This is a genomic window from Ramlibacter sp. MAHUQ-53 (genome assembly GCF_052600055.1).
This window is the reverse complement of record NZ_JBQWTS010000002.1, coordinates 522247-534887: the sequence shown is the minus strand read 5'-3', so window position 1 is coordinate 534887 and position 12641 is coordinate 522247. Positions and strand designations below refer to the sequence as shown.

Annotated in this window: 13 protein-coding genes; 5 read left to right on the top strand and 8 right to left on the bottom strand. The window is 71.6% G+C overall.

Annotated features, from left to right (window positions below; genetic code table 11):
* The 7 genes from ACT80S_RS06015 to badH all read right to left on the bottom strand — a co-directional run.
* A partial coding sequence (locus ACT80S_RS06015) for an acyl-CoA dehydrogenase family protein (RefSeq protein ID WP_377413868.1) occupies nucleotides 1–652 on the bottom strand: 652 nt, incomplete at its 3' end.
* A gap of 25 nt (nucleotides 653–677) precedes the next feature.
* Nucleotides 678–1454 carry an enoyl-CoA hydratase gene (locus ACT80S_RS06010; RefSeq protein ID WP_377413866.1) on the bottom strand — a complete coding sequence of 259 codons (777 nt, stop codon included), beginning with the start codon at nucleotides 1452–1454 and terminating at the stop codon, nucleotides 678–680.
* 34 nt (nucleotides 1455–1488) lie between these two features.
* On the bottom strand, nucleotides 1489–2472 hold the full coding sequence (locus tag ACT80S_RS06005) for a tripartite tricarboxylate transporter substrate binding protein (protein ID WP_377413864.1): 984 nt from the start codon (nucleotides 2470–2472) through the stop codon (nucleotides 1489–1491).
* Between the two features lie 44 nt (nucleotides 2473–2516).
* Nucleotides 2517–4160: a cyclohexanecarboxylate-CoA ligase gene (aliA, locus tag ACT80S_RS06000; protein WP_377413862.1), complete on the bottom strand. Its 1644-nt coding sequence runs from the start codon at nucleotides 4158–4160 to the stop codon at nucleotides 2517–2519.
* 46 nt (nucleotides 4161–4206) lie between these two features.
* On the bottom strand, nucleotides 4207–5358 hold the full coding sequence (gene aliB, locus ACT80S_RS05995) for a cyclohexanecarboxyl-CoA dehydrogenase (protein WP_377413860.1): 1152 nt from the start codon (nucleotides 5356–5358) through the stop codon (nucleotides 4207–4209).
* A gap of 16 nt (nucleotides 5359–5374) precedes the next feature.
* The gene (gene badI, locus ACT80S_RS05990) at nucleotides 5375–6157 is read right to left on the bottom strand and encodes a 2-ketocyclohexanecarboxyl-CoA hydrolase (protein WP_377413858.1); all 783 of its coding nucleotides are present in this window, start codon (nucleotides 6155–6157) and stop codon (nucleotides 5375–5377) included.
* A 32-nt stretch (nucleotides 6158–6189) separates the two neighbouring features.
* Nucleotides 6190–6957 carry a 2-hydroxycyclohexanecarboxyl-CoA dehydrogenase gene (badH, locus tag ACT80S_RS05985; protein WP_377413856.1) on the bottom strand — a complete coding sequence of 256 codons (768 nt, stop codon included), beginning with the start codon at nucleotides 6955–6957 and terminating at the stop codon, nucleotides 6190–6192.
* Nucleotides 6958–7089: 132 nt separating this feature from the next.
* Between badH and ACT80S_RS05980 the strand changes: the two genes are divergently transcribed.
* Nucleotides 7090–7596 (top strand): MarR family winged helix-turn-helix transcriptional regulator, encoded by a 507-nt coding sequence (locus ACT80S_RS05980; protein WP_377413901.1) that lies wholly within the window; start codon nucleotides 7090–7092, stop codon nucleotides 7594–7596.
* A 48-nt stretch (nucleotides 7597–7644) separates the two neighbouring features.
* Here ACT80S_RS05980 and ACT80S_RS05975 read toward each other — a convergent pair whose 3' ends face one another.
* A complete protein-coding gene (locus ACT80S_RS05975; protein ID WP_377413852.1) occupies nucleotides 7645–8847 on the bottom strand; it encodes an ammonium transporter in 1203 nt (400 codons plus the stop codon).
* A gap of 281 nt (nucleotides 8848–9128) precedes the next feature.
* On the opposite strand from ACT80S_RS05975, the gene ACT80S_RS05970 reads away from it, so the two are divergent.
* The 4 genes from ACT80S_RS05970 to aroQ are packed head-to-tail and all read left to right on the top strand — an operon-like array spanning nucleotide 9129 to nucleotide 12606.
* Nucleotides 9129–10517 (top strand): hypothetical protein, encoded by a 1389-nt coding sequence (locus tag ACT80S_RS05970; RefSeq protein ID WP_377413850.1) that lies wholly within the window; start codon nucleotides 9129–9131, stop codon nucleotides 10515–10517.
* 31 nt (nucleotides 10518–10548) lie between these two features.
* A complete protein-coding gene (locus ACT80S_RS05965) occupies nucleotides 10549–11421 on the top strand; it encodes an alpha/beta fold hydrolase (RefSeq protein WP_377413848.1) in 873 nt (290 codons plus the stop codon).
* A 7-nt stretch (nucleotides 11422–11428) separates the two neighbouring features.
* Nucleotides 11429–12121 carry a pseudouridine synthase gene (locus ACT80S_RS05960; RefSeq protein ID WP_377413845.1) on the top strand — a complete coding sequence of 231 codons (693 nt, stop codon included), beginning with the start codon at nucleotides 11429–11431 and terminating at the stop codon, nucleotides 12119–12121.
* 38 nt (nucleotides 12122–12159) lie between these two features.
* Entirely contained in the window at nucleotides 12160–12606 is a 447-nt protein-coding gene (aroQ, locus tag ACT80S_RS05955; RefSeq protein ID WP_377413843.1) for a type II 3-dehydroquinate dehydratase, read from the top strand.
* Nucleotides 12607–12641 lie beyond the last annotated feature (35 nt).

Below are 12641 nucleotides of genomic sequence, written 5' to 3'. Positions count from 1 at the left end.
GCACGCGCACGTTCTCCAGGATCACGTCGCAGGTCTTGGTGCCGCGCTGGCCCATCTTCTTGTCCACCTTGCCCAGGCGCAGGCCCGGCGCGTCGGCCGGCACGATGAAGGCGCTGATGCCGCCCGCGCCCGGCCCGCCGGTGCGGGCCATCAGCGTGAAGGCGCCGGCGCGCGGCGCGTTGGTGATGTAGCGCTTCGTGCCCGTGAGCACGTAGTGGTCGCCGTCGAGTTCGGCGCGGGTCTTGAGCGAGGCGGCGTCGGAGCCGGCGTCGGGCTCGGTCAGCGCGAACGACATGATCAGCTCGCCGCTGGCCACGCGCGGCAGGTAAGCCTGCTTCTGCTCGGGCGTGCCGTCCATGAGGATGCCCTGCGAGCCGATGCCCACGTTGGTGCCGAAGACCGAGCGGAAGGCCAGCGCGGTGCGACCCAGCTCGTAGGCCACCTGGCACTCCTGTGCCATCGACAGGCCGATGCCGCCGTACTCCTCGGGGATCGACAGGCCGAACAGGCCCATCGCCTTCATGTCTTCCACGATGTCGGCGGGCACCTCGTCGTGCTCCTCGACATGGTTCTCGGCGGGAACGAGGCGCTCCTGCACGAAGCGCTGCACGCTGGGCAGCAGGACGGCGAACGATTCGGGATCCAGGGCCATGGGTCTTTCTCTCTGTGTCTTTCTTTCAGCGGTGCTCGAAGGCCGGCTTGCGCTTCTCGAGGAAGGCGCGCATGCCTTCGCGGGCGTCGTGGCTGGCGAAGCGGGCGTACAGCTCGCGCCGCTCGAACAGCACGCCTTCGGCGAGGCTGGACTCCCAGGCGCGGTTGACGCTTTCCTTGATCGCCATCAGCGCCGGCAGCGAGTAGGCCGCCACCTGCGCCGCGAGCGCCATCGTAGCCTCCAGCAGCTGGTCGTCCGGCACCACGCGCGACACCAGGCCGTAGCGGTCGGCCTCCTGCGCGTCGAGCAGGCGGCCCGACAGGCACAGGTCCATCGCCTTGGCCTTGCCGATGGCGCGCGGCAGGCGCTGGGTGCCGCCGGCGCCCGGCAGCAGGGCCAGCTTCACCTCGGGCAGGCCGAAGCGGGCGGACTCGGCGGCGACGATCAGGTCGCAGGCCAGCGCCAGCTCGCAGCCGCCACCCAGGGCGAAGCCGGCCACCGCCGCCAGCACCGGCTTGCGCACCTGGCGCACCGCCTCCCAGTTGCGGGTGATGAAGGACGACTGGTAGACGTCCATGTAGCTCCACTCGGCCATCGCCGCGATGTCCGCGCCGGCGGCGAAGGCCTTGGCATTGCCGGTGAGCACGATGGCCCCCACCCCGTCGTCGGCGTCGAGCGCGCGCAGGGCCTCGCCCAGGGCGTCCATCAGCGCGTCGTTCAGCGCATTGAGCTGCGCCGGCCGGTTCAGGCGCAGCAGAGCCACGCGCCCGTGGCGTTCCTGCAGCAGGAGGGGTTCGTCCATCGTGTCGTCTCCAGCGGGGTGGCGGGTCGCGGCGTCAGTCGACCGAGATCTTCTGTTCCTTGATCAGCGCGGACAGCACGTTGCCCTCGTTGACCAGCAGGCGCTTGAAGTCCGCGGTTTCCACATGGATCGCCTCGCCGCCGAGGTCCGCATAGCGGGCCTTGAGGGTGGCATTGGTGAGGGCCTTGGCGACCTCGCGGTTCACGCGGGCCACCACGTCGGCCGGGGTGCCGTTGGGCGCCCACAGGCCGAACCAGATGTCCAGGTCGGCGCCGGGGATGCCCTGCTCGGCGAGCGTGGGCACCTCGGGGAAGAAGGGCGAGCGCTTGGAACTCACGACCCCCAGGAGCTTGGCCTTGCCGGTGCGGATGTGGGGGAAGGCGATGCCGGGGTCGCAGACGAAGTCGGCCTGGCCGGACAGCACGTCCTGCAGCGCCGGGGCCGCGCCGCGATAGGGCACGTGGGTGACCGGCATGCTGGCCGCCTTCTTGAACAGCTCGCAGGCCAGGTGGGGCGGCGTGCCGGCGCCGGCCGAGGCGTAGGACATCTTGTCCGGGTTGGCCCTGGCCTGCTCCACCAGCTCGCGCGCGTTCTTCGCGGTGGACTGGGGCTTGGCCACCAGGTACATCTGCGTGCGGCCGATGCCGGCCACCGGCGTGAGGTCGCGCGAGGGCAGCAGGGTGGACTTGAACAGGTAGGGGTTGGCCGTCTCGAACGAGGTCGGCGCGATCAGGAAGGTGTGGGCGTCGGTGGCGCGCACCACCTCGGCGGCGGCGATGTTGCCGCTGGCGCCGGGCTTGTTGTCGATCACCACGCTCTGGCCCAGCGACTCGGTGAGCTGCTGCGCCACCAGGCGGGCCATGACGTCGGTGGTGCCGCCGGGCGCGAAGCCGACGACGATGCGGATCGGGCGGGTGGGCCAGCTGGCCTGCGCGAAGGCGGGCACGGCGGCGGCCAGGGCGCCTAGCGCCAGGGTGGCGCCGACCAGGGTGCGGCGCAGGTTGCGGGGTTGGTTCACGGTTGTCTCCTCGTGGGGGGTGGAAGGAATGCGGCCTGGCGCTCTCACGGCGCCATCGCCCGGACCTGCTCGCGCAGCTTGAATTTCTGGATCTTTCCCGAGGGCGTGGAGGGCATGGCCTCCTGCACCACCAGCTTCTCGGGGATGTATTGCATGGCCACCTTCTGCTCCTTCAGGTAGGCCACCATGGCTTCCATCGTGAACGACTGGCCCGGCTTGGTGACGACCACCGCGCAGGCGCGCTCGCCCAGGCGCTCGTCGGGGTAGGCCACGATCGCGGCCTGGGCCACCGCGGGGTGGCGGTACAGGAGCGACTCGATCTCCACCACGGGGATGTTCTCGCCGCCGCGGATGATCACGTCCTTGCTGCGGCCGGTGATGCGGATGTAGCCCTGGGCGTCCATGCGCGCCAGGTCGCCGGTGTCGAACCAGCCCTCGGCGTCGATGTTGTTCCACTGCGGCCGCTTGAGGTAGCCGCCGAAATTGGAGCAGGCGCGCACCAGCAGCCGGCCGGGCTCGCCGGCGGGCAGCGTGCGGCCGTCCACATCCACCACCTTCAGCTCGACGCCGGGCAGGGCCACGCCGTCGGTGGTGAAGGCGCGCTGGTCGTCGTCGGTGAGGTGGATCAGGGTGACGGCGCCGTTCTCGGTCATGCCCCAGGCCGAGACGATCTTGGTGCCCAGCACCGCGCGGGCCTGTTCCACCAGCGGGCCGGGGATGGGCGCGCCGGCGCACAGGAAGGTCTTGAGCGTGGGCACCGGCAGCTTCTCCTCGGCCACCGTGCGCGTGAGGTCGGTGAGGAACGGCGTGGAGGCCATGGTGAAGCTGGCGCCCTCTTCCCGGATCACCTGCACCGCGCGCTTGGGGTCCCAGACGTCCATCAGCACCGCGCTGGCGCGCAGCATGATGGGCATCATCAGGCCGTACATGAAACCGGTCTGGTGAGCCATGGGCGAGGCCATGAGGACCACGTCGTCCCGGCCCAGGGCCAGGCGCTCGGCGTAGGGAATGATGTTGGCCATCGTGGTGTTGGCCGAGTGCATCACGCCCTTGGGCTCGCCGGTGGTGCCGGAGGTGTAGATCAACTGCGTGATGTCGTCGCCCCCGGGGCGGTTGCCGTCGAGGACCTGGGCGGCGTCGGCAGCCTCCTCCCACTTCGGGCCGGACAGCAGCTTCTCGAAGCTGTTGTCGCCCTGGCCGTCGACGATCACCAGGTGCTGCAGGTGCGGCAGCGTGGGCTTGAGGCCCTCCACCATCTTCTCGAAGTCGAAGCCGCGGAAGCTGCGCGGGGCGATCATCACCTTGGCCTCGCCGTGCTGCAGCATGAAGCCCAGCTCGCGCTCGCGGAAGATGTGCATCAGCGGGTTCATCACCGCGCCGATGCGGATGCAGGCCAGGTAGGTCAGGGTGAACTGCCACCAGTTCGGCAGCTGGCAGGCCACGATGTCGTTGCGACGCACGCCCAGACGGTGCAGGCCCACCGCGATGCGGTCGGCCATGCGCGCCATCTCGCGGTAGGTCATGCGGGTGACGGCGCCGCCCTCGCTGCGGTAGGCGGTCAGGCCCACCTTGTCCGGGCATTCCTGCAGGCAGGCCTGCAGGTCGTCGTTGATGGTGCGGTCACGCCAGTGGCCCTGGGCGACCATGGCGGCGCGGCGCGGGGGGATCAGGACGGCATCGAATTCCACGCTTGTCTCCTTGGTTCTGGTTCGCTGTCTCGGTGGACGTGAAGTGTCAGGCCGGCACGGCGCTGCGCCCGGCCCGGGTGCGCGCGACGATGGTCTTCATGATCTGGGCCGTGCCGTCGCCGATCTGGAAGCCCAGCACGTCGCGCAGGCGCTGCTCCATCACGCCGCGGTCGTAGCCGCCGTGGCCGAAGCACAGCAGGCACTGGTGGATCACGTCGTAGGCGAGCTTGGGGCCCCACCACTTGCACATGGCGGCCTCGGCGGTGTGCGGCAGGCCCTTGTCCTTGAGCCACAGCGTCTGCAGGCACAGCAGGCGCGCGCCCTCGACCTGGGTGTCGTAGTCGGCCAGCGGGTGCGAGACGCCCTGGAAGGCCGACAGCGGCTTGCCGAAGGCCTCGCGCTGGGCCACGTACTCCCAGGTTTCCTCCAGCGCCACGCGGGCCACGGCCAGCACCTGCAGGCCGATCAGCGCGCGCGAGAAGTCGAAGCCCTGCATCACCTGCACGAAGCCCTTGCCCTCGTCGCCGAGGCGGTGGCTGGCCGGCACGCGCACGTTCTCGAAGAACAGGGAGCCGCGGCCGATGGCGCGCTGGCCATGGCAGTCGAAGCGGTTGCGGGTGAGGCCGGGCGCATCGGCCGGCACCAGGAAGGCGCTCACGCCATGGGCGCCGGCGTCCACCGGGCCGGTGCGGCCGAAGACGACGACGGCGTCGGCCTGGTCGGCGGCGGAGATCGAGGTCTTCTCGCCGTTGATCACGTACTCGTCGCCCACGCGCTCCACCCGCAGGCGCAGGTTGGCGGCGTCGGAGCCGCCGCGCGGCTCGGTGAGGGCGATGGCGAGCAGCGCCTTGCCCTGCGTCAGGCGCTCCAGCCAGGGGCGCACCACCTCGGGCCGGCCGTGCTCGGCGAGGATCTGCCCGTTCAGGGAAGCGAGCAGGTTGATGTACGAGAGGCTCAGGTCGGCGCGGGCGATCTCCTCGTGGATCACGCCGGCGGCGAGGCGGCCCAGGCCCTGGCCGCCGAATTCCTCCGGCAGCTCGGGGGCGATGAAGCCCATCTCGCCCATTTCCGCCATCAGGCGGCGATCGAGCACGCGGGTCTGGTCACGCTCCAGGAAGCCGGGAGCGACGCGCTCGCGGGCGAAGCGCCGCGCGTGGTCCGACAGCGCCTGCAGGTCTTCGTCGATGTAGGGATTCATGCGGCCGGCTCCGTGCTCACTTGGCGTACTTGCGGAAGTCGGGCTTGCGCTTTTCCTTCAGCGCGTTCACGCCCTCGCGGGATTCGTCGGTGTCGTAGTACAGCTTGAGCGCGTACATGCCCATGCCGGCGATGCCGGACTGGTGGGCGGTGTCCATGTTGAAGCTGCGCTTGGCGATGGCGATGGCGGTGGGGCTGCGCTCGCAGATGGTCTCGGCCCACTCCTGCACCGTGGCGTCGAGCTGCTCGTGCGGCACGCAGATATTGGCCAGGCCCATGGCCACGGCTTCTTCGCCGGAGTAGCGCTTGTTCAGGTACCAGATCTCGCGGGCCTTCTTCTCGCCGACCACGCGGGCCAGGAAGGCGGTGCCGTAGCCGGGGTCCACCGACCCCATCTTCGGGCCGACCTGGCCGAAGATGGCCTTGTCGGAGCAGATGGTGAGGTCGCAGATGGTGCACAGCACGTTGCCGCCGCCGATGGCGAAGCCCTGGACGCGGGCGATGACGGGCTTGGGCACGTCGCGGATGGCGGTGTGCAGCTCCTCCATCGGCAGGCCGATGGTGCCGCGGCCGTCGTAGTTGCCGTCGTGCGCGGACTGGTCGCCGCCGGTGCAGAAGGCCCGGTCGCCGGCGCCGGCCAGCACGATGCAGCCGACGTTGCGGTCATAGCCGGCCTTGTTCAGGGCCTTGATGATCTCGTCGCAGGTGGTGCCGCGGAAGGCGTTCATCTTGTCCGGGCGGTTGATGGTGATCCACGCCACGCCGTTGCGGACTTCGTACAGGATGTCTTCGAATTGCATCTGGCTCTCTCGGGGTTCGGGTTGCGGCGGGCTCAGCCCGCCATGGTCAGGCCGCCGGACACGCTCAGCACCTGGCCGGTGATGAAGGACGCGTCGTCGCTGCCCAGGAAGGCGATGGCGCCGGCCAGGTCCTCGGGCTTGCCCAGGCGGCCCAGCGGGATGGCCTTGGTGAAGGCCTCGATCAGCTTCTCGGGGTTGCCCGCGCCCTCGACCACGCCGGCGAGCAGCGCGGTGTCGGTGGGGCCGGGGCAGACCACGTTGACGGTGATGCCGTGGCGGGCATGCTCGCGCGCCAGGGTCTTGGACAGGGCCACCAGCCCGCCCTTGCAGGCAGCGTAGACGGCCTCGCCGGAGGAGCCCACGCGGGCGGCGTCCGAGGCCACGTTGACGATGCGGCCGGACTTGCGCTCGGCCATCCCCGGCAGCACGGCGTGGTGCATGTGCAGCGCGCCGGTGAGGTTGATGGCGATCAGCTTGTCCCACTCGGCGGGCACGGTCTTGGTGAAGGGCTTGAAGACGTCCCAGCCGGCGTTGTTCACCAGCACGTCGATCGGGCCCAGCTGCGCCTCGGCGCCCGCCACCGCCGCCTCGACCTCGGCGCGGTTCGTGATGTCGCACTTGAAGGCAGCCGCCTGGCCGCCGGTGGTGGCGATGCGGTCGACGACCTTGCGGGCCGCATCCAGGTTCATGTCGAACACCGCCACCTTGGCGCCCTCGGCCGCGAACCGGACGCAGGTCGCCCCGCCGATGCCGCCGCCGCCGCCCGTGACGATCACGGTCTTGCCGATCAATTTGCTCATGGAACGCTCCATTTCCCAGAAGGTTGGTATGCTCGCCACAACCCTTGGAGGACCACCGAGTTATGACAATGTGTTGTCGTATTCTAGGCGGCAGATTTTTCCGGGCGCAAGCCCGAAACCCGGACAAGCATGATGGTTTCCCCTAATGACACGGAGAAGGCTGCGCGATTCGAGCTGGCCAATCGGCTGTTCTTCCGGCTCTATCAATGTACCAACCTATTGCATAAAACCGGCAGCCGCGCGGTGGCCGCGGAAGGCCTCACCACGCAGCAGTGGGCGGTGCTGGGCGCGCTGTCGCGGACCGAGGCCGATGGCGGCATGGGCATCGGCGAGCTGGCCCGTTACCTGATGGTGAGCCGGCAGAACCTGGCGGGGGTGTTGAACCGCATGGAGCGCGACGGCCGCATCGAGATGAAGCAGGACGGCCGCGACCGCCGCTCCCGCCTGGTGGTGATGACGAAGGCCGGCCGCAAGGTCTGGCTGCAGGACGCGCAGCCCAAGATCCACGATTACTACGCCGACGCGCTCGAGGGCTTTTCGCTGGGCGACATCACCCACGCCCTGCACTACCTGATGAAGCTGCTGGAGAACATGGAGCGCATCGACCAGGAGGCCCCAGGAGAATCGGTCGACGAGTAAAAAAAAACGGGGCCCGAGGGCCCCGTTTTCATTGGCAGCAACCGCCGCTCACCAGCTGACTTCGCGGTCCGGCGTCGCGCCGATGCGGTGGATGGTGAGGTCGGCGCCCTCGTACTCCTCCTCCTGCGACAGCCGCAGTCCCATGGTGGCGCGCAGCACGCCGTAGACCGCCAGGCCCGCGGCCAGGGCCCAGGCCACGGCCACCAGCGTGCCCAGCGCCTGCGCGCCCAGGCCCACGCCGCCGATGCCGCCCAGCGCCTTCTGGCCGAAGATGCCGCAGGCGATGCCGCCCCAGGCGCCGCACAGGCCATGCAGGGGCCACACGCCCAGCACGTCGTCGATCTTCCACTTGTTCTGCGTGAGGGTGAACATCCACACGAAGATGGCGCCGGCCACGCCGCCCACCACCAGCGCGCCGGCGGGGTGCATCAGGTCGGAGCCGGCGCACACGGCCACCAGGCCGGCCAGCGGGCCGTTGTAGGCGAAGCCGGGGTCGTTGCGGCCCATGAGGACGGCCACCAGGGTGCCGCCCACCATCGCCATCAGCGAGTTGACCGCCACCAGGCCGGAGATCTTGTCGATGGTCTGCGCGCTCATGACGTTGAAGCCGAACCAGCCCACCGCCAGGATCCAGGCGCCCAGCGCCAGGAAGGGGATGCTGGAGGGCGGGTGCGCGCTCATCGCGCCGTCCTTGCGGTAACGGTTGCTGCGCGGGCCGAGCCACAGCACGGCGGCCAGGCCGATCCAGCCGCCCACCGCGTGCACCACCACGCTGCCGGCGAAGTCATGGAACTCGAAGCCGGTGACGGACTTCACCCAGTCCTGGAAGCCGAACTTGTTGGCCCACACCGCCCCCTCGAACAGCGGGTACGCCAGACCCACCAGCACGGCGGTGGCGATCAGCTGCGGGTAGAAGCGGGCGCGCTCGGCGATGCCGCCGGAGACGATGGCGGGAATCGCCGCGGCGAACGTGAGCAGGAAAAAGAACTTCACCAGCTCGTAGCCGTTCTTGGCGGACAGCGCTTCGGCGCCGGTGAAGAAGCTGGTGCCGTAGGCCACGGTGTAGCCGACGAAGAAGTAGGCGACGGTCGACACCGCGAAGTCCACCAGGATCTTCACCAGCGCGTTCACCTGGTTCTTCTTGCGCACGGTGCCCAGCTCCAGGAACGCGAAGCCGGCGTGCATGGCGAGCACCATGATGGCGCCCAGCAGAATGAACAGGGCGTCCGTGCCCTGCTTGACCTGATCCATTGTCTCCTCCAGAAAACAGAAAAGCGCCCCCTCACTGGTGCGCGGCGCACCACATCAGCAAGATTGATGCCCGATTTGGTGCGCGAGGCGCCGCGCATTCCGCACCGAATTGAGGCAATGGCGCCGCACCGGGCGGCCGAGTTGGTGCATCGAGGCCCTCGCGGCGCGCCGCGATGGTGCGACCTCTGCTTCGGCCGCGCCTGCGCCAGCTCGGCGCGGGCGCCGACACGACGGTGCCGCCCCCCGGTCCAGGCTGCGACGGTCCAACCCCAGGAGCCGCCATGCACCCCCGCCCGCCGACGCCACCGAAGCCCCCGACGACCCCGCGTCCCCTGCCGACCCGCCGCGCCCTGCTCGCCCCGCTCGCCCTGGTGCCCGTGGGCGCGCTGCTCGCCGCCTGCGGCGGTGGCGGCGGCAATGCGCCGCCGGCCACAGCGCCCTCCCCGGCCAGCCCCGCGAAGGACCTGGCCACCGCCGCGGCCACGCCGGGCGCCCTGGAGCCCGGCCCGCTGGAGGTGCTGGACGCAGCCGCCTGCGGCGAGCGCGTGGTGCGCGCCGTCGGCGGGCTGGCCGGCGGCGGCCATGCGGTGGTGTGGGCCGCCCGCGACTGCCCCCACCCGGACACCCCACCGGACGCCGACCCGCCGCCCCCCTGGACCCTCTGGCTGCAGGCCCTGGACGCCGAGGGCCGCCGCCTGGCCGGCCCCGTCCGCCTGGCCCTGGACTTCCCCGTGGCCAGCGCCCTGGACATCGCCGCCGCGGTGCTGCCCGAGGGCCGGGTGGTGGCGGGCTTCCTGGCGCTGGACCCGGTCCAGCCACCCGACCCGGCCACGGCGACCTACGCCATCTACAGCCTCGCCTTCCGGCTGGACGGCAGCCTGCTCGCCAGCCCGCGCCTGGTCGACCAGCTGCGCACCACCCGCTTCTACCCGCGGTCCGACCAGCTCGCCGGCCCGCTGGTGGCGGCGGCCGGGCCGGACGGCGCGGTCCTCCTAGGGTGGCGCTTCGCCCCGGGCAGCTACTTCGGCCGGCAGCCGGCCTGGCGCATCCTGCGCCTGGCGGCCGACGCCGAGCCCCTGGGATGGATCCAGCACCTGCCCCGCGGCGAGGTGCCGCAGGCGGACCTGCCGCGCGCCCTGCGGCTCACGCCGCTGGACGAGGGCGGCTGGATCGCCAGCGCGCACCGCCGCGACGACGACGGCCGCCTGTACGCCGACCTCACGCAGATCGAGGTGCCGCGCCCGCTGGGCCTGCCGCTGCGCGGCACCCTGCCCGTGGGCTCCTTCGTGCTGGACCTGGTGCGCCGGGGCGGCGTGCTGTTCGCCGGCACGCGGGGCGAAGCGGCGCAGAACGTGGTGGACCCGTACAGCCAGCGCTTCGACGCCCTGGGCCTGGGGCAGGCGCCGCGGCCGCTGCTGGCCATCCCCGACCTCGCGGTAGCCCTGCGCGGCGGCGACTACGTGACCCTGTGGGCCGCCGAGCCCGGGCTGCTGCTCGGGCAGCGCTACAACCCCGCCGGCGAGCCGGTGGACGAGCCCTTCACCGTGACCGCGCCGCCCGACACGCTGGGCACGCGCCTGGCGGGCGGCGGCCTCGCCCTGGCCTGGGTGGCGCAGGAGGCCGGCGCGGTGCGCGTGCTGACGCAGCGCCGGGTCCCGCCGGCGACCTGAGCGCTCACGACGCCCATGCCACACTGCGGGCATGCACGCCCGCCCCCTGTCCGCCGACCTGCCGCCCGAAGCCCTTGCCGTCCTCGCCGGCGCCCGCGCCCATGAGACCCTGTTCGAGGGCCGCCGCACGGTGTGGCATGCCTGGGGCCCGGCCGGCGGCGAGCCGGTGGTGCTGCTGCACGGCGGCAGCGGCAGCTGGGCGCACTGGGTGCGCAACATCGAGGCCCTGGCGGCGGCCGGCCGCGAGGCCTGGATCCCGGACCTGCCCGGTTTCGGCGACTCCGACCTGCCCGCCACCGGCGGCGACTCCGACGCGCTCGCGCCGCCGGTGGCCGCCGGCATCCGGCAGCTGCTGCAGGGTCGCGCCTTCGACCTGGTGGCCTTCTCCATGGGCGGCCTGGTCGCCGGCCTGGTGGCCGAGACCGCGCCGCCCGGCCTGCGCCGGCTGGTGGTGGTGGGCACGCCCCTGCTGCCGCCCGGCCCCAGCCCGGTGCGCCTGCTCGAATGGCGGCACCTGCAGGACGACGCCGAGCGCGCCCGCATCCACCGCCACAACCTCGGGGCGCTGATGCTGCACGCGCCCGAGGCCATCACCCCGCTGGCCGAGGGCATCCACGGCGCCAACCTGGCGCGCGACCGCCTGCGCAAGCGCCGCCTGGCCCAGAGCGGCGCGCTGGCCGGCGTGCTGCAGCGGGTGCGCTGCCCGGTCCACATGATCTACGGCCGCGAGGACGCCCTGTTCCGCGCCCGCCTCCCCGAGCTGGAGGCCACCTTCGCCGCCGTGCCCACCCTGGCCTCGCAGTGCTTCCTCGAGGGCGCCGGGCACTGGGTGCAGTTCGAGGCGCCGGCCGCGTTCGACCAGGCCCTGGCCCGGGCCCTCGCCGACCCGGCGGGCCTGCGGTGACGGCGCCGTGATCCTGCGCATCCTGCACCTCGACGCGCACCAGGTCGCCATCGACAAGCCCGCCGGCCTGCTGGTGCACCGCACCAGCCTGGACGCCCAGGAGGACCGCAACGCGCTGGACCTGCTGCAGGCGCAGCTCGGCGAGCGCCTGTGGCCGGCGCACCGCCTGGACAAGGCCACCAGCGGCGTGCTGCTTTTCGCCCGCAGCGCCGAGGCGGCGCGCGAGCTGGGGCTGGCCTTCCAGGAGGGCCGGGTGGTGAAGCGCTACTTCGCCCTGGTGCGCGGCTGGCCGCCCGAGGCCGGCACCATCGACCACCCGCTGGCCCGCGACCACGAGAAGCCCTCGGCGGGGCAGCCGCACCTGGAGGCGGTGACCCAGTACCGGCGGCTGGCGTGCTTCGACTGGCCCTTCAGCGTCGACCCCCGCCACCCCACCAGCCGCTATGCGCTGGTGGAGGCGCAGCCCCTGACCGGTCGGCAGCACCAGATCCGCCGCCACTTCAAGCACATCGCCCACCCCCTGGTGGGCGACAGCACCCACGGCAAGGGCGCCCACAACCGCGCGGTGGCGCAGTGGCTGGGGACGGCGCGCCTGTGGCTGCATGCCCACCACCTGGCCCTGCCCGGGGCCGGCGGAATGCTGGCGATCGAGGCGCCCTGCGGGCCCGAGTGGGCGCCGCTGCTGGACCCGCGGGGATAATCCGGCCGCATTCCCACCGACACCTGCAAGGACCCCCCATGAAGATACTGAGCCTCAACGGCATCAACCTGAACATGTTCGGCAAGCGTGACCCGAAGCACTACGGCACGATCACGCTGGCCGAGATCGACGCGCGCCTGGCGGCCCTGGCCAAGGAGCTGGGCGTCGAAGTGGAATGCTTCCAGAGCAACTTCGAGGGCGCGATGGTCGAGCGCATCCACCAGGCCCACGCCGAGCAGGTCGACGCGGTGCTGATCAACGCCGGCGCCTGGACGCATTACAGCTACGGCATCCGCGACGCGCTGGCCATCCTGGCCTGCCCGATCATCGAGGTGCACATGTCCAACATCCACGCGCGCGAGGAGTTCCGCCACCACTCGGTGATCGCCCCCATCGCCCGCGGCCAGATCGCCGGCTTCGGCGCCGACAGCTACGAGCTGGCGCTGCGCGCGGCGGTGCTGGCGGTGCGCGCGGCCAAGGGCTGACGCCGGGTTTGCGCGCGCGAGCCCCCGGCTCGTGT